The organism is Pseudoalteromonas sp. APM04 (genome assembly GCF_022809815.1).
GTDB classification, from domain to species: Bacteria; Pseudomonadota; Gammaproteobacteria; order Enterobacterales; family Alteromonadaceae; genus Pseudoalteromonas; species Pseudoalteromonas marina.
In genome coordinates, this window is sequence record NZ_CP094441.1 from 1,276,802 (window position 1) to 1,295,462 (window position 18,661).

At 39.3% G+C, this 18,661-nt stretch carries 18 protein-coding genes; 11 read left to right on the forward strand and 7 right to left on the reverse strand.

Translation table 11 applies throughout. From position 1 onward, the window contains the following. The first annotated feature begins 28 nt into the window (after positions 1 to 28). Positions 29 to 1,399: a YjiH family protein gene (locus MTP24_RS06095; RefSeq protein ID WP_243533236.1), complete on the forward strand. Its 1,371-nt coding sequence runs from the start codon at positions 29 to 31 to the stop codon at positions 1,397 to 1,399. A 31-nt stretch (positions 1,400 to 1,430) separates the two neighbouring features. Here the strand turns inward: MTP24_RS06095 and MTP24_RS06100 are convergent, their stop codons facing one another. Continuing rightward, positions 1,431 to 1,577 carry a DUF2897 family protein gene (locus MTP24_RS06100; protein ID WP_006792328.1) on the reverse strand — a complete coding sequence of 49 codons (147 nt, stop codon included), beginning with the start codon at positions 1,575 to 1,577 and terminating at the stop codon, positions 1,431 to 1,433. A 76-nt stretch (positions 1,578 to 1,653) separates the two neighbouring features. Then, positions 1,654 to 2,184, reverse strand: a complete 531-nt coding sequence (locus MTP24_RS06105) for an acyloxyacyl hydrolase (protein ID WP_010557548.1) — start codon at positions 2,182 to 2,184, stop codon at positions 1,654 to 1,656. Positions 2,185 to 2,427: 243 nt separating this feature from the next. On the opposite strand from MTP24_RS06105, the gene MTP24_RS06110 reads away from it, so the two are divergent. Both MTP24_RS06110 and MTP24_RS06115 read left to right on the forward strand, forming a co-directional pair. Continuing rightward, positions 2,428 to 3,021: an ABC transporter substrate-binding protein gene (locus MTP24_RS06110; protein WP_006792330.1), complete on the forward strand. Its 594-nt coding sequence runs from the start codon at positions 2,428 to 2,430 to the stop codon at positions 3,019 to 3,021. Positions 3,022 to 3,244: 223 nt separating this feature from the next. Continuing rightward, complete coding sequence (locus MTP24_RS06115) at positions 3,245 to 4,582, forward strand: ankyrin repeat domain-containing protein (RefSeq protein WP_243533238.1); 1,338 nt, start codon at positions 3,245 to 3,247, stop codon at positions 4,580 to 4,582. Positions 4,583 to 4,647: 65 nt separating this feature from the next. Here the strand turns inward: MTP24_RS06115 and MTP24_RS06120 are convergent, their stop codons facing one another. The 5 genes from MTP24_RS06120 to MTP24_RS06140 are packed head-to-tail and all read right to left on the reverse strand — an operon-like array spanning position 4,648 to position 8,166. Beyond that, positions 4,648 to 5,091 (reverse strand): DUF2069 domain-containing protein, encoded by a 444-nt coding sequence (locus tag MTP24_RS06120; RefSeq protein ID WP_243533240.1) that lies wholly within the window; start codon positions 5,089 to 5,091, stop codon positions 4,648 to 4,650. After that, on the reverse strand, positions 5,088 to 5,642 hold the full coding sequence (gene wrbA, locus MTP24_RS06125; RefSeq protein WP_243533242.1) for an NAD(P)H:quinone oxidoreductase: 555 nt from the start codon (positions 5,640 to 5,642) through the stop codon (positions 5,088 to 5,090). Before wrbA ends, MTP24_RS06120 begins: the two co-directional genes overlap by 4 nt. Beyond that, complete coding sequence (gene arsC, locus MTP24_RS06130) at positions 5,642 to 5,989, reverse strand: arsenate reductase (glutaredoxin) (RefSeq protein WP_243533244.1); 348 nt, start codon at positions 5,987 to 5,989, stop codon at positions 5,642 to 5,644. Before arsC ends, wrbA begins: the two co-directional genes overlap by 1 nt. A 52-nt stretch (positions 5,990 to 6,041) precedes the next feature. Next, positions 6,042 to 7,499: a M48 family metalloprotease gene (locus MTP24_RS06135; protein ID WP_006792335.1), complete on the reverse strand. Its 1,458-nt coding sequence runs from the start codon at positions 7,497 to 7,499 to the stop codon at positions 6,042 to 6,044. Between the two features lies 1 nt (position 7,500). Beyond that, positions 7,501 to 8,166 (reverse strand): hypothetical protein, encoded by a 666-nt coding sequence (locus tag MTP24_RS06140; RefSeq protein ID WP_006792336.1) that lies wholly within the window; start codon positions 8,164 to 8,166, stop codon positions 7,501 to 7,503. A gap of 148 nt (positions 8,167 to 8,314) precedes the next feature. On the opposite strand from MTP24_RS06140, the gene MTP24_RS06145 reads away from it, so the two are divergent. From MTP24_RS06145 to MTP24_RS06180, 8 genes are all read left to right on the forward strand, one after another. Further along, on the forward strand, positions 8,315 to 8,533 hold the full coding sequence (locus tag MTP24_RS06145; protein WP_008129787.1) for a hypothetical protein: 219 nt from the start codon (positions 8,315 to 8,317) through the stop codon (positions 8,531 to 8,533). Further along, positions 8,526 to 9,605 carry an AI-2E family transporter gene (locus tag MTP24_RS06150; protein ID WP_243533247.1) on the forward strand — a complete coding sequence of 360 codons (1,080 nt, stop codon included), beginning with the start codon at positions 8,526 to 8,528 and terminating at the stop codon, positions 9,603 to 9,605. Before MTP24_RS06145 ends, MTP24_RS06150 begins: the two co-directional genes overlap by 8 nt. A gap of 115 nt (positions 9,606 to 9,720) precedes the next feature. After that, on the forward strand, positions 9,721 to 11,967 hold the full coding sequence (locus MTP24_RS06155; RefSeq protein WP_243533249.1) for an aminotransferase class V-fold PLP-dependent enzyme: 2,247 nt from the start codon (positions 9,721 to 9,723) through the stop codon (positions 11,965 to 11,967). A gap of 375 nt (positions 11,968 to 12,342) precedes the next feature. Beyond that, entirely contained in the window at positions 12,343 to 13,989 is a 1,647-nt protein-coding gene (gene pgi / locus MTP24_RS06160) for a glucose-6-phosphate isomerase (protein ID WP_243533251.1), read from the forward strand. 267 nt (positions 13,990 to 14,256) lie between these two features. Then, positions 14,257 to 15,729, forward strand: a complete 1,473-nt coding sequence (gene zwf / locus MTP24_RS06165; RefSeq protein WP_008129781.1) for a glucose-6-phosphate dehydrogenase — start codon at positions 14,257 to 14,259, stop codon at positions 15,727 to 15,729. A gap of 2 nt (positions 15,730 to 15,731) precedes the next feature. Beyond that, positions 15,732 to 16,442 carry a 6-phosphogluconolactonase gene (pgl, locus tag MTP24_RS06170; RefSeq protein WP_006792342.1) on the forward strand — a complete coding sequence of 237 codons (711 nt, stop codon included), beginning with the start codon at positions 15,732 to 15,734 and terminating at the stop codon, positions 16,440 to 16,442. A gap of 344 nt (positions 16,443 to 16,786) precedes the next feature. Next, positions 16,787 to 17,491, forward strand: coding sequence for a SapC family protein (locus tag MTP24_RS06175; protein ID WP_006792343.1), 705 nt, complete (start codon positions 16,787 to 16,789; stop codon positions 17,489 to 17,491). A gap of 124 nt (positions 17,492 to 17,615) precedes the next feature. Further along, entirely contained in the window at positions 17,616 to 18,650 is a 1,035-nt protein-coding gene (locus MTP24_RS06180; protein WP_243533253.1) for an isoaspartyl peptidase/L-asparaginase, read from the forward strand. The last annotated feature ends 11 nt before the right edge of the window (positions 18,651 to 18,661 follow it).

Here is an 18,661-nt window from a genome sequence, read left to right on the forward strand (position 1 = left end):
CTTTTTGTGGTTTTTATAGGTTAAAAATATGTCTCAATTATCAACTTCACCTCAGTACGATTGGCGTACTTGGTTTGCGTTCCTTGTGCCTTCGTTAATTGGTGTGTTTTTGTTTATGACGCCGGTGTCGAGCGGTGAAGCAATGACCATTCCTATTGCAATGATGGCCAAAGCCATGCAAGTATTTTTTGCAGATACAGCACAGGCCATTATTACTGCCATAATTTGTATAACGGGTGCGTTTTCACTCATTGTAAGTGTTTTTAAGCCTCAAGTGATTTGTAAAGTACCACTGTTAAACCACTTATTTAATGTTAGTTGGATTTGGTTGCTTACGCGTTTATTCGGTACTGCATTTGTATTAATGACCTTTTTAGGCGTGGGGCCGCATGCGATAACGTCTGAAAATACAGGGGCACTCGTGTTAAACGACTTACTTCCTGTGTTGTTTTCTGTATTTATACTGGCAGGACTTTTACTTCCTTTGTTACTTAACTTTGGGTTGCTTGAGTTGGTAGGTACGTTATTAACTAAAGTAATGCGCCCGTTATTTGGCGTTCCAGGGCGAAGTGCTGTTAACTGTGTGGCATCGTGGTTAGGTGATGGGAGTGTGGGGATATTAATGACTGCGCGCCAGTACGAGGATAAATACTACACACAACGCGAAGCCGCTGTTATCGGTACTACATTTTCTGCTGTTTCAATTACGTTTTGTTTAGTGGTTATTGGCCAAGTAAAGCTTGAGTATTTATTCGCTCCGTTTTATTTAACGGTGTGCTTGGCAGGTATTACTGCTGCTATTATTGTGCCGCGCTTGCCACCGCTTAGGTTTAAAAAAGATTTACTTATTGATGGCTCAGAGCCTGACGCAAACGCAGAGCTGGTGCCTGAAGGTAAATCATTAGTGGGTCATTCTTTAGATATAGCGTTGGCCAAGGCAGATAAATCGCCGGGTATAGTGGGGACATTAAAAGAAGGCGTACACAACGCACTTGATATGGTATTTGCTGTACTACCTGTTGTTATGGCAGTGGGTACATTTGCATTAATCATTGCAGAATACACGCCGCTATTTCAATATTTAGGTATGCCGTTTATTCCATTTTTAGAATTGTTGCAAGTGCCTGAAGCTGAGGCTGCAGCACAAACAATCATGGTTGGTTTTGCCGATATGTTTATCCCTTCAATCCTTGCAGCTGGGACTATTGAGAGTGATGTAACACGCTTTATCATTGCCGCAATGAGTGTGACTCAGCTTATTTATATGTCTGAAGTGGGGGCGCTGCTGTTAGGAAGCAAAATTCCAGTAAACATTGTTGAGCTGTTTGTAATATTTATTCTCAGAACACTTATAACATTGCCGATTATTTCGTTAATGGCACATTGGCTTGTTGGTTAAGCTTATCTTTTAAATTAAAAGCCCTGATTTATCAGGGCTTTTTTGTGTCTTGTTTGTTTTTTAAGTGCGAGTCTGACTTTTTAAATTCCATATTAGCACTGTGTTTTATTAAGGCAATATTTCCTATTACAACACCAAATACCATCACCACAATGAGGATTACTTGCCATGTTTGCATTTTAATTTCTCAGTTTTTGTTTGCTGATTATTTTACGTTTTTAAATAGTAATTACCAGCAAACAAATCAGAGAGTATTAAAATCGCTTGGCAACCGATAAGGTCATAAAATCAAGGCCTGGATTGGGCTTTTGAAACCCCGCATTAGAATAATGAATAATTCGCAAAGCAATGTTTGTATCGCCTAAGTCGGCAACGAGTCCAATACGATCTTCAAATTGATAATGGCTACTTAAATTTTTACCACCAAACTGTGTTTCGTCAATAAGTGAAACACCAATGCCTGCTTCAACATAAAACGGGGTGTTATTAAAACTAAACGCTGGAAACTGCAATACAGGCGATACCGCTAATACCAAGTTGGATTGTGAGTGGTGGCTATGCGCAAATTCCCACAGGTTTACACTGGTTTCGATATAAAAGCGGGTATCTCCAACTAAGTTTTGCATTTTTGGCATATGGTATTGATAAGCTAATTTTATTCCATTTATATTACCCGTGCCTTTAAGTACGTCGACTGCGTAGCCATGGTTTGATTGCGCTAATGCTGTGGTATTAATAAAAAGTGAGGCGATTAATAAAATAAGTATTCTAAAAAAGGATTTCATAGCTGCTCGCTGATAGTTGGTTTATCGAAAAAACAAATGATGAGGGTGGGCAGGTTATAAATTCAAGGCGAGAGAAAATGGGGATGTATACGGTGTGTTAATAGGTTTTATTAACTTATTGAAATTTAATTACTTAATTTATTGGTGCTTTTTGGGCATTAATAAGTTGCTTATTTGTGCCTTTTTTATTGCGTATTAATGACGTAAATTAGCCTTATCTTAATCACACAAACAAAAAATATTATGAAACTTATTAAACTATTTTTAATTGCTACCGCATTTTTAAGCACATCGCTTTATGCACAAGCTCAGCAATCACCAGATATACTTTTAGAGTCTGTAGCAGACACCCTTTTTGCTGATATAGGTAAAGTGAACAGTAAAGGTAATGCCAGTAAAAGTGAAATGTCGGGAATTGTTGAAAAACGTTTAATGCCACATATTGATATTAAGTTTGTGTCTTTTAAACTATTAGGTAAACACATTAAAGGCATTGAGCGCCAACAAGCTGTTGATTTTATTAACGCGGTTGAGCATTACTTAACTGGTACATATGCCGGTGCATTAATGAAATACACAGGCCAAAAAGTGGTTTTTGAACACAATAATGCACAAAGCGATTCAGAATATGCCACGGTTAATACGCAAATTATAGAGCCTAACGCCCCCACAATTGATTTAAGCTTTAAGTTACGCCTAGGTAAAGATAACCAATGGAAGGTGTATGATATTGTAGCCGAGGGTATTTCGCTTTTAAGTGCTAAGCAAAAAGAGATAATTCAGCGCATTTCAGATGTAGGCATTGACCAAGTAATTAGCGAGTTAAAGAATAAATAATTAATCTTTTTGTGTGGAAGAGATTAAGCCCAACTCCAACCTAAAAAGCAGCCATGTAATTACTTACTTGGCTGCTTTTATATTTTTCATTATTCATCTACTTTGTTCTAGCGTGGCGATCTGGGTGTGCTAGAATATCGCCTCTTTGATTAAGCGTGGTGTCAGCTGAAAGCTGTTATAACCTGACCACTTACCCAAGCTACACTGGAGTTGTGTTGTTTTAATGGAAAATGTACTGATTTGGCCAAAGGAATATCCGTTACTCATTAAAGGCCTTGTAGAGCAAAACGGTGCCTTTATTTTAGATGCTTTAGAAGCTTGGCCAGCTTGTCGTTCTACCAATGAAGACGATGGTGTGTGTACCACTGTTTTGCCCCCGATTTATTATTTGGCGTGGTTAACACCGCTTGAACCTTTTGAAGAATGCTATTTTCAACATATTTGTGAATACGACGAAGATGCACAGGCATACGTAGGCGCAATGAAAAGCCACTTTTACGATAACGAATATACTCCAGAGAGCTTAGTGCTATTGTTGTGTCAGCGTTTAGAGAAATACGCAAGTGTTGCCGCACAAAATGCAGTTGAAACACCGCTTTCATTATTTAATTTATTTTTTAGCAAACGCTATTTTACGCTCATTGAACATGCTTTAAATAATGGCAGTAAGCTTAGTGCTGTTGATGCGTTATCGCTATGGAAAGAAGTTGATTTTAGAGATCGCTTAAGTCACTTTATACCTGAGTCAATTGCTGACTTAGAAGTGTTAAGTGGGCTTGCAAGTGACAAAGTAGCAATGGGTAAAGACTATTTTACTTTATTGAAACAAGTATCACCTGATGTTGATTCTGTGGTTTTACTTGAGCAAGCGCTCCTAACACATTTACGTAAAAAAACGGCCAAGCAAACAATGGCTATGCGCTTTATTGAGCAAGGTGCAACAGGCACATTAGCTGATGATAACGGTAAAACGGCATTTATGTGGGCGGCAGAGCGTGGTTTTGTAAACGTTGTGCAAACCTTACTACCTAAGCAAGATAAAAAAGCCCTTGATAGCCTTGGTAATACTGCATTGCATTATGCTGTGCTCTCAAAAAATGAATCGTTAATGGTGATGCTAATAAAAGCAGGCTTTGATTTTAGAGCGCGTAATAACGAGGGCCTGAGTTGCTACCGATTGGCTGTGAGCATTAAAGCGCAAAACCTAGTTAAATGCCTAGAGCGTGATTTTGGAATTAAAGAGCTATCCCCAGAAGGGCAATTTGATCGTATTAAAAAAGTGCATGTTTTACATGCTATTGTGACTTTATTATTGCCATTACAGTTATTTTTCTTTTTTGATGAAGCGCTGACCATAAAAAGTGAACTGACGCTTGGTTTAACTATGGTTACGGTGATTTGCTTTTTCTTTGCTATGAGCTTAAAGCGCTGCGCTTTGTATCCACATATAAAACACCCTTGGGGGTTATTTGTATTGAGGGGCTTTTCGTTATTGAGCTTATTAGCTCAGCTAGGTTTAGCGGGTATAGTGACGTTGGCTGCACTAAGTGAATTGGTTTAAATAGTTAATACGTATTTAAAATGTATAAAAGCGCGTTTACCCAATAGTAAACGCGCTTTTTTATTTTACTTGTTAAGTTCGTTAGCGACTTTTTCGTCGGCTAAATCTTCTTTTAGTTTGCGAATTTTTAAGCCTAATTCTTGCCCGCGGTGTCTTGCATAATAAGTACACCCAATAAACATGAAAGATGCAAACAACAACTCAAGTAACACCCAAATCAGCTCATCAGGTGCAACCCAAAGCATAGTTAAGCCATGAATAAAATAAAGCATGACAACAAAGTTTGCCCAAGCGTAGGTATAAGTACTGTCTTTTATAATACCTCTGAGTGGAAGTAATAGAGGGATTATAGGTACAAACAGCGACGTAACATCGAGCGGGCCCTCTTGAGGCGGCACAAAGTACATCCATAATGGCATTAAAATGAGCAGGCCAATATAGCCAATTAAAGCAATGCGTTGAAATTTTACGGTTATTGGCTTTTTAGCAGGGGGTTGCGCTGTGTTCATTGAAGTTTACTCGCAATTTTTGCCAGGCGTATACCAACGCTTTGGCATATTTTAATTTCGTCTTTACTTAACTGGGCACTATTGTTGCTACCGGCAACGTGCGAAGCGCCATAGGGGGTCCCGCCAGTTTGAGTGCATAATAATTCGGGCACATCGTAAGGTACACCAAGTAGCATCATTCCGTGGTGTAGTAAGGGCAATGATAAATTAAGCAGTGTGGCCTCATTGCCGCCGTGCATACTGCTTGACGATGAAAACACACATGCGGGCTTATCAATTAGTTGGCCTTTGAGCCATAGCTCGCTGGTGGTTTCCCAAAATGCTTTGGCTTGAGAGGCCATCATACCAAATCGGGTAGGTGTACCAAAAGCCAAGCCATCACACTCTATAAGGTCATCTTTACTAATAACAATGTCGTGCGGGTTTTTAGCTACAAACGTTCTCAGTAGGGCTTTTGCGCCTTGTTGCTCTATTGACTCAGCTATTTCATGAGCCATTGCTTCAACGGAGCCATGGCTCGAGTGGTAAAGTACCACGATGGTTGTACTCATTATAAAACGCTTAAAACGTTTTCTGGTGGGCGACCAATTGCGGCTTTACCATTGTGTTCAACAATAGGGCGTTCAATTAATTTTGGATGCTGAACCATGGCGTTTATAAGCGTGGTTTCGTTTGTTTCGTCTTTTAAATTTAGCGTTTTGTACTCGGTTTCTTTTGTACGCATTAAATCACGAGCAGAGCTAAAACCAAGTTGGTCTATAAGTGTAGTAATTTGATCAGATGATAAAGGCGTTTTTAAATACTCAACAACGGTGGGCTCAATTGATTTACTTTGTAAAAGGGCAAGTGTTTCACGCGATTTAGAACAACGCGGATTATGATAAATAGTAACAGACATAAAAGTTTCCATAGTGTGAATTGCCTCTATTTTAGGGCAACAGCTTGCAGACTTAAAGCCTTGCAAGCTCTTTTTGTAAACGGCGGTACTGAGTAAGTAATGCTTTTAATCGCTGCTGTTTTATTAACTCTGTTGATTCTACGAAGTTAAGCGCTTTTTGGATTTCATCAGCGGCTTTCATATAAGCACCGTATTGAGATAGCACGTCAGCGTTTGCCTCGTGATAGGCCGCCAATTTGTCTTGTTTTTTGTACGCGTCAGCCAGTAGCTCTTTACCTAAACTATGCTCTGGTTTTTCTAATAAAAAACCTTTAAGCACGTTTTCAGCAAGTTCATATTGCTTAGCTTCTAATGCTGCATTTGCATAGTTGAGCGTAATTACTTGATTGTTAGGGCGGTAATTATGTAGTTCAGCTAAAAATGAAACGGCTTCGTCTGCTTTTTTTTGCGCTATCAGTAAATCAGTTTGCGTATCAATATAAAATAAATTCTTAGGGTCACTTTTTAATAGCTTGCTTAAAATAGTGTCTGCTTCATCAAGTTTTTCTTGATCAAGTAAACTTAACGCTAAACCGTAATTAAGTGCTGTATTGCTGTAGCTGTTTTCACGAAGAAGTTTTCTAAATAAGGCTTCAGCATTTTCTGGTTTGTTGTCGTAACGCGCAAGTACTCGGCTTTTAGCAAGGTTAAATTCGAGGCTTGCAGGTAAGCGACGCTTTGGGTACTGCTCAGCACGAAGACGTACATCAGACACTCGACTTTCTGGCAGTGGGTGAGTAAGCAAAAATGCAGGTGGTTTATACTTATAACGAATTTGTGCAGCCAGTTTAGTCAAAAAGTCGCTAGATGCACGCGCATCAAATCCTGCATTGTTAAGTGTTTGCATGCCTATTCGATCAGCTTCTTGTTCAGCAGAGCGACTGTGCGTTAATTGGCTAAAGGCAGATTGTGTTTGGCTAGCTGAAATAATGGCAATACCAGCGTCAGGGGCAACAATAGTTGCTAAAATACCGGCAATCATCCCCGCTATAGTCATTGCGCTGTTATCTTGTTGTTGCTGGATTCTGCGTGCTAAATGGCGCTGAGTGACATGAGCGATTTCGTGACCGAGTACAGATGCAAACTGACTTTCGCTATCGGCTTGCGCAATAAGACCTGTATGAACACCAACATGTCCGCCGTAAAAAGCAAAAGCGTTAATGTCAGAGTTATTGATCCAAAAAAATGAAAACGGAAAACGTACATCGTTTGCGTTTGCAACAAGCTTTCTACCAATGGTAGTTAGGTATTCATCTAATACGGGGTCGTTAATAATCGGTGAACCACCACGTATTTGCATCATCATTACTTCCCCAATCGCTTGTTCTTTTTCGAGGGGGAGTACTTGTAATGCAGAAGTTCCCAAATCAGGAAGATTAAAGTTAGTTTGCGCCTTTAATGGCTCACTTACTAGAAGGCTAAATGTAAGTACGGCACTGCATAAAGAGATAAAGGCTGATTTTAGCTGCATCTTATTCCTTGTTTATTGGCTCGCCAATGGCAATTTTGGCTATGTCTATTTCGTCACTGCTTGCACGGCTGTCTTTTTCGCACAACTGGTAGAGTTCTTTTATTGAGACTCCATCTATCTTTATTACGTTCAACTCTCGCTGCAAAAAAGTAATAATTTTATGAACCACTTTGTGTGAGTGCAAAATGAGGGCTTTATCGGCTTTATCACCGCGCTCAAAGTAAAAACCAATAAACTTATGTAATTGATTTAACCTTAATAGTACTTTCATTGAATGCGGATCCCACACTCTAAATTCCATAAAGCGGTTATCTTTTATGTATTGGTCAACAACAATATCTTTTGCATAAGGCAGTGCCCACAGTTCAAAGCCCCTGTCTGTAAATACCTGATGTAATGCAATGCGAGGTTTATGTTTGGTATGGATCTCACCTAAATCGTCCTCAAAGCCGTCGAGTATGTCTAGATTCCAGTTACGTCTATCGATAAGTTGTTTTACGGCGTTATCAAATCCATGCTCTAAAACACCTTCAGACTCGCTAACCGAAGAGGCAACTAAATGATAAAAAGGAGGAAGCTCCCCCCAATTTATTTGCTTTTTATACCAATTAATCTCTTTGAGTGTTGGATTACTTGGTAAATGCGCTTTATTATGCGTGCGAGACATTAACCTGTCCTTACTACTAACTATGTATTACAGAATAAACCATTGCAGGCATTGTTTTAAGAAAAAGTTACATTTGTTGATATTTTACTGGCTACTGATGCACAGCAATGCGACTTATTATTCATTTTAATAAATCGGTAAAGCGAGTATGTTACACCAAGATTTACGAAGTTATAGATGTCCTCAACAGTTTATTCAGTTTAAATTAGGGCTACGTGAAGCATTATCTACTCGGCAAGCCATCACTTTTAGTGTAAATAGTGATGAGAGCATGGATGATATTGAGCGATATTTAAAAAAATATGCTTACAGTTACAACTTAGATAAACAACAAGGTTTATTATTAGTGGAGCCATTACGTGTTTGAATATATAAAAACATGGTACGAAAGAAAATTTTCTGATCCTCATTCGGTCACCTTATTATTTTTACTACTCGTTTCTGTTGCCTTACTGTACTTTTTTGGCTCGTTAATTGTGCCGGTTTTAGTGGCATTAGTTATTGCCTATTTACTTGATTGGCCAGTTGTTCACTTAGAGCGTTTTGGTTTACGCCGTTTTACAGCAACCGTGATCGTAATGCTTATATTTACAGGCATTATGCTTACTTTAATTTTAGTGATTGGTCCTGTTCTTTGGAAACAAACCAGTAACTTAGTGCAAGAAACCCCTCATATGTTAGAGCAAGGTAAGTCGTATTTAGTTGCCTTACCCGAGCAATACCCAAGTTTAATAAATGCCGACCAAGTACAAGGCATTGTTGCTACTGTCGAGGCTAAAGTAATTGAGTTTGGCCAAGTGGTTTTATCGTTTTCATTAACGTCGCTAAAAGATGTTGTAGCGTGGTTAATTTATCTTGTACTTGTGCCGTTGCTGGTGTTTTTTATGCTTAAAGATAAGCTCGAGTTAACGGGTAGTGTGGCTAAATTAATTCCGCAACAGCGCCGTTTAATTTTGCAAGTATGGAATGAAATGAACCAACAAATTATGAATTACATTCGCGGGAAAGTGTTTGAAATTTTAATTGTAGGTGGCGTTTCGTTTATCGCGTTTACATTTTTAGATTTACGCTACGCAGCCTTATTAGGTGTGTTAGTTGGTTTTTCTGTGTTAATTCCGTTTGTGGGTGCTGCGCTGGTGACTATTCCGGTCGCTGCTGTGGCGTTATTTCAATTTGGATTAGAAACTCAATTTTGGACTATTTTGATTATTTACGGGATTATTCAGGCCCTTGATGGCAATGTACTTGTGCCATTGTTATTTTCAGAAGCGGTCGACTTAAATCCTGTATTTATAATTGTCGCAGTTTTGTTTTTTGGTGGTCTTTGGGGCTTTTGGGGGGTATTTTTTGCCATTCCTTTGGCTTCGCTTGTTAAGGCATTGATTACCGCTTGGTCTTCAACGCAAGAAGAACTAAATAATAAACTGACAGAGGGTTAGTTCAAAAAGGCATAGAAAACGCACCGTCAGTACTAATTGATTATTACTCAATACGTCTAAAGTTATGTAATATTGGTAATAAGATATATCTTTTAGTAATAAGGTGCGTTTTTAGATGTCTGACTGTTTATTTAGCTCTGAGCAAATTTACCTCGATGCAAATGCAACAACGCCGGTGTTGCCATGCATTGCTCAGGTGGTTTCTCATACAATGCAAATTTGCTTTGGTAACCCATCAAGCCCACACATTACAGGTATTCAAGCTAAGCATTTGTTAGAGCAAACCCGTGAAAACGCACGAACAGTGATAGGCGCAAAAGAGGGAAATATTTTGTTTACCTCTGGCGCGACTGAAGGCATTCAAACCGCTGTCGTATCCACACTCATTAATGCTAAAACTCATAAAATAGATAATCCAGTGCTATTGTATGGCGCTACTGAGCACAAAGCGGTACCTAATACCTTAAAGCATTGGAATGATGTATTGGGCATTAATGCTAAAATATTGGCAATTCCGGTAGATAGCAATGGTATTCTAGACCTTACTTTTATTGCAGAACACATTCCTAATGCGCTTATGATATGCACAATGGCGGTAAACAATGAAACCGGTGTGTATCAAGATTTAGATGCTATTGAACAAACGATTCGTTTTTTAAACCCTGACGTGTCGTGGATGGTCGATTGTGTTCAGGCATTGGGCAAAAAGCAACTCAATCTAAGCGCGACTACAATAGATTATGCTCCCTTTTCGGGCCATAAACTTTATGCACCCAAAGGCATCGGTTTTTTATATATACGAGCTGGCAGTGCCTATACACCGTTTATAGCAGGGGGCGGGCAAGAGAGCGGTATGCGTTCGGGTACCGAGAACTTACCCGGTATTGCCGGGTTAAATAAACTATTTAGCTTACTGCTAGACAGGTCAGATACAACGTTTAAACCAATCGATGTGCTCAATAGCTACCGCGCGCAAATAAAATGCGCGATTGAAGATACTTTTGGTGATGTTACGTTTAATCATAGTTTTGAGCATTCGGTACCAACAACACTCAACTTTGCGGTAAATGAACTAACAAGCAAAGAAGTGATTGATTTATTTGATGCTGCTGGTATTCGTGTCAGTGGAGGGTCTGCATGTAGCACGGGTTCTTCGACAAGCTTTGTGCTTGATGCTATGGGTGTTAACCAATGGCAGAGTGAAAATGCAATTAGGCTATCGTTTGGTCCCGCAGCTACAGCCGAAGAAATTGCAAATGCGTGTGAATCTATACGTGCATTAAAAGCCATTTTGCAGGCTAACTGTTTAATCGTATCTGATAGCGCAACACCTCACCAAGATGTGTGCGCGCTTGGTTTAACGCAGTTTAGGCACCAAGGAGCCTGTTGCTGGTTATATGTAAGTGAGAATAAACAGGCAATTATTATAGATCCTATTGTAGAGATCATACCGCGTTTAGAAAAAATAGCTAATACACAAAACCTCACTATTAAGGCAGTGCTTAATACACACGCTCACCAAGAGCGCCATTGCGGCGTTACTTTATTACGCAGTGTATTAGGGAGTCGATGCGATGACATTGAAATAGATAAACTGGGGTGGCCAATACATGCAGCGTATATTGACCTTAATAACCAACGATTAGAAAAAATAGCCACACCAGGGCACAGTGAAGATAGCGTAAGTTATGTTCTAAAAAATGAAGATAATCACATCAATTATTGCTTTTGTGGTGACCTAATATTACCCGCAGGCTTGGGGAACACGTCTTTAGCTGGTGGCAGTGCAAAGACCATGGCTCATTCTATTCTAGCGCTTGCTGAGCAGCTAGATAAAACAAGTGTGATTTGCTCAGGACATGATTATTTACAATGTTTTGCGATGAACTGGGAGGCAGAGCAACAACAAACACCTTTATTAAACGGATTAATAAACGGCCAAATGAGTATTGATGAATTTGTTACTAAAAAACAGCTTGATGATCAGGCTAAAGAAAAATCGAGGTCACAATTGTGTGGTTATGTCACCGCGTTGCCCGAATTATCTATTCAGCAATTAAATTTTGATAGTGCAAAGGCAATGCTTACTAAAAACGATGCATATTTGATTGATACTAGAGAGCCATACGAGCATGGTGCTAATAATGTATCGCAATTGTTTCGCACCAAAAAAATAAAAACACTTAATATACCGCTTAGTAGAATGACTCACGCATTGATGGAAGGTCAGCTTAGTAAAAGCGGTAAATATATATTGTTGTGTCGTAGCGGTAACCGATCAAAGCTTGCGGCTGCTAACCTAACGCAACTAGGGTATCAAACAGTATATAACTTAGAGGGTGGTTTGGCATTGAGCCTCTAATTATACGACACTAATAGGATTCAAATTAAATCGGCTCTGGTAGCCGATTTTTTATTTATTCACATAAATGTCATAACTATTAAAAAAGTACTGAACGTTTAGTAAAATTCACGAACATAGCAGCTTAATCGATTAAGCTTTATGGGTGCCTTTGAAATTGCGGGTAAAATAATTTGCAAAATATTTATGATACCGGTGTCAAAAGACAAAAATTGCGTTATCATCTGCGTATAAAATAGTAAAAGCAGCGCTTTTTTCACGTTTTTAACTATACTATCGGCGTTTTATTTTAGTGTGTTTAGCGCGTGTTAAAGACTTTTACATTATAAAAAGAAACTATAAATCAACCGGTTAAAATTTTTAGAGGATATTTAAATGTCGAACCGAACGCAATTAGCAAGTTGGCAAGCCCTTGAACAAAGTGCTGCTAAGATGAAACAAACACATCTTAAAACGTTATTTGCACAAGACGGTACCCGCTTTTCTAAGTTTTCAACTCAGATCCCAGGTGTATTATTCGACTACTCTAAACAATTAATTGATAACGATGTTTTTGCTAATTTAGTGTCGCTTGCTAAAGAGTGCGATATTGCCTCTTGGCGAGACAAAATGTTTAGCGGTGAGAAAATCAACATCACTGAAGAACGCTCTGTACTGCATACTGCATTACGTAATCGTGCACATACTCCATTAATTGTTGATGGAGAAAACGTAACGCAAGCGGTTGATAATGAGCTTGCCAAAATTAAAGTATTTGTTGGAAAAGTGCGAAGCGGCCAATGGCTTGGTTATACGGGTAAAGCGGTGAAAGACGTTGTTAGCATTGGGGTAGGCGGGTCGAATCTAGGTCCTCAAATGGCAACTGAGGCGTTAAAAGCACTCGCAGACAACACGTTAAATGTGCATTACGTGTCAAATGCTGATGGTGTACAAATTGCTTCTGTACTTAAAAATATTGATCCTGAAACAACATTATTTGTTATCTCGTCAAAAACATTTACCACATCAGAAACCATGACGAACGCTAAAACAGCGGTAGATTGGTTTTTAAAAACAACAAAAGATGAAAGCACAATTGCTAAACATTTTGTTGCAGTAAGTACAAATTTAGAAAAAACAGCTGCCTTTGGTATTGCTGATGAAAACGTATTCACTATGTGGGATTGGGTAGGAGGTCGCTTTTCATTATGGAGTGCGATAGGCTTACCAATTGCGCTGTATTTAGGTTATGACGCATTTGAAGAAATACTAACAGGTGCTTTTGAAGTTGATGAACACTTTAAAAATGCGCCGCTTGAGCAGAATATTCCTTTAATAATGGCTTTGTTAAGTGTTTGGAATACCAGCTTTTTAGGGTATACGTCGCAAGCAATTTTACCTTACGACCAATCTCTTCACATGTTACCTGCGTATTTACAACAAGGTGAAATGGAAAGTAACGGTAAGCATGTTAACTTTGCAGGCAAAGTAGTACCGTACACCACGGTACCAATCATTTGGGGTATGACTGGTATTAACGGTCAGCACGCGTTTTATCAATGCCTGCACCAAGGCAACGTGATTGTGCCAGCAGATTTTATTGCCTCTGTTAAACCACAAATTAATGTTGATAAGCATCATGACATTTTATTATCAAACTTTTTTGCTCAAACAGAAGCAATGATGAGTGGCGTTGATGCAGAACAAGTTACAGCCGACTTAACAGCTAAAGGTAAATCGCAGGCGCAGATTGATGAACTACTAAATCACAAAATTCATCAAGGAAACCGTCCAACAACATCAATGTTGCTAGACACTGTTGATGCTAAAACGGTAGGGCGTTTAATTGCGTTATACGAACACAAAATCTTTTGCCAAGGCATAATTTTAGACATTTGTTCATTTGATCAATGGGGTGTTGAGCTGGGTAAAGGCTTGGCATCTAAAATTGAAAGTGAGCTGACAGATGATAGTGTAAATCACGATCACGATAGCTCTACAAGTGGACTGATGGCGTACTATAAGCAACACCGTACGCAGTGACAATTTAACCTACTTAAAAGTAGGTAAACCGAGTACCTTTGAACGGGTAGCGCTGGAGTGCTTAGGGTCTGTATTTTTGTGAGAGGAGATACAGAATCCTAAGGCTCATTTAATAAAGCGTAGATGATAAAAAAATAATAATACATCATCAATTAAGAACAATTCAGCAGGCTTTTAACACATTATAAAAGCTACCATCATCCAAGTTATAAACAGGCATACCCGCGAACTTATTTAGGACGGGGTATCACAACGTAGAGAGTAACTATGCTTAATCCTTTTGATATCATAATTTTTGGGGGCGGTGGTGATCTTGCGTTACGCAAATTACTACCTGCAATGTACAGAGCATATCAAGAAGGGAACCTACCTGAAGGCTCACGCATCCTGCCAACAGTTCGTGAAGAAAGCAAACGTGCCGAATACATTGAAACAGCGCACAAAGCACTGCAAGAGTTTTTAAGTAAAGGTGAATTTAACGCCAAAGATTGGAAAGCATTTTCTACTTACTTAGTGCCAGTGGTGAGTAATGTTACTGAAGCTGACGATAACTGGGATGTGCTTAAAGAGATCTTAGATGAGCACGATAGCACTAAATCTCGCGTGTTTTACTTATCTTTACCACCAGCCGTTTATGGCAAGTGTTGTGAAATTCTTTCTACAAAAGATTTGATTACGCCAACATCGCGTGTAGTAGTAGAAAAACCAATCGGTTACTGTGGTGAATCTGCAGAAGCAATAAATGCTAAAATTGCTGAATTTTTTGAAGAAGACCAAATTTTCCGTATAGACCATTACTTAGGTAAAGAAACAGTACAAAACCTAATGGCACTGCGTTTTTCAAATTCATTATTTGAAAACATGTGGGATGCTAAATCGATTGATAATATTCAAATTAGTCTTTCTGAAACCGTAGGCCTTGAGAGCAGAGCTGGGTTTTACGACAAAGCCGGTGCACTTCGTGATATGGTTCAAAATCACTTATTACAGCTTTTGTGCCTTGTTGCAATGGAAGCACCTAATAAGCTTAATGCTAATAGTATTCGTAACGAAAAACTAAAAGTACTCGAAGCGCTTCGTCCACTTTTTGATTCAGATGTTGATAGCAACATTGTACGCGGTCAATATGTACCGGGCGATTTAAACGGAAAAATAGTTCCTGGCTACCTAGAAGAGCTAAACGAAGGCGCTAGTAAAACAGAAACCTTTGTGGCTATTCGTGCACACATTGATAATTGGCGTTGGGCTGGCGTACCATTTTACCTTCGTACAGGTAAACGCATGGCAAAACGTTGTGCTGAAATAGTGGTTGAGTACAAAAAAGTATCGCACAATATTTATGAAGAAAATGTTGGCAACATTGAACCAAACCGCTTAGTTATTCGCCTTCAACCTGAAGAAACGATTCAGCTAACGCTTATGTCAAAGCGTTTGGATAACCTTGAAATGCAATTAGAGCCGGTAACGATGAACATTGAGTTATCACAAGCTTACAGCAATGGTTTCCATTCTGATGCATACAAACGTTTAATGCTTGATGCGGCTGCAAATAACCCATCGTTGTTTATTCATCGTGATGAAGTTCGTCAAGCATGGAAATGGATTGACCCGATTGTTGAGCGTTGGCAAGATAAAGGTAAGCCTGCACTTTACCGCGCCGGAACGTGGGGGCCTGATGATGCCGATGAGTTATTAGCAGAAAACAACCACTTGTGGTTTAACACAGGTGATAAGGCATAATTATGGCGACTTTAGTTGAAAAATTTTTTGATGATAAAGATGCTCTCACAAAAGAGTTATCGGCAACCTTAGAACAATCATTAATAGATGGTATTAAAGATGATGGCCGCGCGGTACTAATGGTATCAGGCGGGTCATCACCCGCTGCAGCATATAAGCATTTATCAACTCTTGATTTAGATTGGCAGAACGTTGATGTAGCCATGGTTGATGAGCGCTGGGTTGAGCCAAATCACGAGAAAAGTAATGAAGCTTTCATTAAAAGTACGTTGTTGCAAAATTTTGGCAATGCAGCTAACTTTATAACAATGAAAAACGATGCTTCTACTGCACAACAAGGTGCTGAAAAATGTGAAGCCGCGTATAGTGCACTCAAAGCGCCTTATGATGTAACTATTTTAGGTATGGGGCCTGATGGGCACACTGCGTCTTTGTTTCCACACGCAGATGGGTTAGAGCATGGTTTAACCACCACTCAAACGGTTTGTGCGATTAACGCAATACAAAGCGACGTGACGGGGAGTATTACCGAGCGTATGACGCTTACCTTGCATGCAATAGCAAATTCTAAAGTGGTAAAACTACTTATTAGCGGTGAAGAAAAGCTCGCTGTTTATAAGCAAGCTAAAGCAGGGGGCGATGTTAACGATATGCCTCTGCGTGCTGTGCTAAACCATCCTGATATAAATATTGAAGTGTATTGGGCTCCATAATTTAATCAAATTTGCAGTACTCACTCAATTTTATAAAGGCAGCTAAATTAGCTGCCTTTTTGTTTGTTTAAATATTCTCCAATATGAGTAAGTTTATAGGTGAAAATCTGTTAACTATTGTAAATGGGTTGCTTAGTCTTGTATGCAAAATAGCCGCGTAACGCTTTATTTTTAAGCGTATTTTAAAATTATTACGTGTATGTTTTTTGGCAACGTGCAGATTTATTTAAATTTTATTTTTAGATGGCTTATGTCATAAAACTTTCCCTTCCTTTTTCGCCTCAAAAGCATTAGCCTTAGTGCATTAACAATGAAACTTATAAAATTAGAAACGGAGCAGTAACATGGCGGAGCAACAAGTACAGCCTTTACACAATGAAAAACATGCCAACATTAAAATTCAAAACGGCATCAATGTAGAATTTATGAAAACTCAACATTTAGTGCCTGTAGTAGCACATGAGTTTGCGCGTGTAGCAAATGAGTTTCCTATGTCGTTTGTTAAAAATAACGAAGCAGGTACTTTCCAAGCAGTTGCAATGTTTGGCTTAGAGCCAGGCGAAAACTTATTTGTTGAAGGCGACAAATGGACAGCTTCTTTTGCACCAATGGCGTCTACACGTTACCCACTAGGTTTAGTTAAACACCCAGAGCAAGACCAATTTGGTATTGTTATTGATGAAGCAAGCCCACTTGTAAGCGAAACAGACGGTAATGCGTTATTTGAAAACGGTGAAGAAACAGATTACCTAAAACGTCGCAAAGAGTCGCTAGTGTCTTTCATTGAATTTTCTCAAGTAACAGATGCGTTCACTAAATTCCTTGCTGACAAAGAGCTACTGATAGCACAAACGTTAACAGTAGACATCAAAGGCGAGAAAAAAGACATCAACGGTATTTATCTTATCGACGAGAAAAAACTAAATGAGCTAAGCGATGCAGACTTCTTAGAGCTTCGTAAGCGCGGCTATTTAGCACCAATTTACTCTTTCTTAACGTCTACTCACCAAGTAGCACGTTTAGCGCGTTTAAAAGCTAAACAAGCTTAATTTAAACACGTTTACTATAAAAGCGCCTCAAGGCGCTTTTTTTATACCTTTAAACTTACTTTAGTTGAAATTTACGTTTTAACCGTTCACATTGGTTTTAATACTTTTTTGATAAGGGCCAGTCATGAAAAAAATAATCTTATTATCTATTTTAGCCAGTGCGAGCATAGGGTTTAGTCACAGTGTACTAAGTGAAGAATCTCCGCTTGCCATTGCCATTCATGGTGGCGCAGGAACAATAGATAAAGCAAAATTTTCACCTGAGCAAGAAAAAGCCTATCGTGCTAAATTATCCGAAGCTGTTGAAGCAGGTTACAGCGTACTTGAAAAAGGCGGGGAAAGCTTAGATGCGGTGACTGCTGCAATTACAGTATTAGAACAGTCTGAGTTTTTTAATGCAGGGCGCGGTGCAGTATATACATACGACGGTGGGCATGAACTCGACGCATCAATTATGGACGGGCGTAACCGCCAAGCTGGGGCTGTTGCAGGTGTAAAACATGTAGAGAGCCCAATTAAACTTGCTCGTTTAGTTATGGATAACTCAGTGCACGTTATGCTCAGTGGACAAGGTGCTGAGGAATTTGCAAAAGAGCAAGGTATTGAACTTATCGAAAATAATATTTTTGATACTAAACATCGTTACGATGCTCTGCTTAAAGCAAAAGATAAGCTCGATAAAGCCAAAGCAACAACTAAGTCATATCAAGCCGCACACAATGCGCTCCCTAATAACTTTAAAATGGGCACTGTTGGCGCTGTTGCTCTTGATAAAAATGGTAATTTAGCTGCAGGCACATCAACCGGTGGAATGACGGCAAAGCGCTACGGCCGTGTTGGAGATGCTCCTGTTATAGGTGCTGGTACGTTTGCTGAGAATGAGTCATGTGCGGTATCAGCAACCGGCCATGGTGAATATTTTATTCGCTACAACGTGGCAAGTGATATTTGCGCTCGTGTTAAATACCAAGGCAGTACAATCGCCCAAGCCGGTGATGAAGTAATAAACAAGGTATTAAAGCCAATAGGTGGTACAGGCGGTGTTATTATTATCGACACGCAGGGCAATATTAGTTTACCGTTTAACACGTCGGGGATGTATCGCGCGAGTAAATCGAATACGCAAGCAACTTATGTAGGCATTTTTAAAGGCGAATAGGAATACAGGCT

Coding starts and splice junctions, on each gene's coding strand:
- MTP24_RS06110 (WP_006792330.1), top strand. CDS start 2,428: ATGAAACTTATTAAACTATTTTTAATTGCTACCGCATTTTTAAGCACA.
- MTP24_RS06095 (WP_243533236.1), top strand. CDS start 29: ATGTCTCAATTATCAACTTCACCTCAGTACGATTGGCGTACTTGGTTT.
- pgl (WP_006792342.1), top strand. CDS start 15,732: ATGGCGACTTTAGTTGAAAAATTTTTTGATGATAAAGATGCTCTCACA.
- MTP24_RS06140 (WP_006792336.1), bottom strand. CDS start 8,166: ATGTCTCGCACGCATAATAAAGCGCATTTACCAAGTAATCCAACACTC.
- MTP24_RS06115 (WP_243533238.1), top strand. CDS start 3,245: ATGGAAAATGTACTGATTTGGCCAAAGGAATATCCGTTACTCATTAAA.
- arsC (WP_243533244.1), bottom strand. CDS start 5,989: ATGTCTGTTACTATTTATCATAATCCGCGTTGTTCTAAATCGCGTGAA.
- MTP24_RS06175 (WP_006792343.1), top strand. CDS start 16,787: ATGGCGGAGCAACAAGTACAGCCTTTACACAATGAAAAACATGCCAAC.
- wrbA (WP_243533242.1), bottom strand. CDS start 5,642: ATGAGTACAACCATCGTGGTACTTTACCACTCGAGCCATGGCTCCGTT.
- zwf (WP_008129781.1), top strand. CDS start 14,257: ATGCTTAATCCTTTTGATATCATAATTTTTGGGGGCGGTGGTGATCTT.
- MTP24_RS06145 (WP_008129787.1), top strand. CDS start 8,315: ATGTTACACCAAGATTTACGAAGTTATAGATGTCCTCAACAGTTTATT.
- MTP24_RS06135 (WP_006792335.1), bottom strand. CDS start 7,499: ATGCAGCTAAAATCAGCCTTTATCTCTTTATGCAGTGCCGTACTTACA.
- MTP24_RS06180 (WP_243533253.1), top strand. CDS start 17,616: ATGAAAAAAATAATCTTATTATCTATTTTAGCCAGTGCGAGCATAGGG.
- MTP24_RS06100 (WP_006792328.1), bottom strand. CDS start 1,577: ATGCAAACATGGCAAGTAATCCTCATTGTGGTGATGGTATTTGGTGTT.
- MTP24_RS06120 (WP_243533240.1), bottom strand. CDS start 5,091: ATGAACACAGCGCAACCCCCTGCTAAAAAGCCAATAACCGTAAAATTT.
- pgi (WP_243533251.1), top strand. CDS start 12,343: ATGTCGAACCGAACGCAATTAGCAAGTTGGCAAGCCCTTGAACAAAGT.
- MTP24_RS06155 (WP_243533249.1), top strand. CDS start 9,721: ATGTCTGACTGTTTATTTAGCTCTGAGCAAATTTACCTCGATGCAAAT.
- MTP24_RS06105 (WP_010557548.1), bottom strand. CDS start 2,184: ATGAAATCCTTTTTTAGAATACTTATTTTATTAATCGCCTCACTTTTT.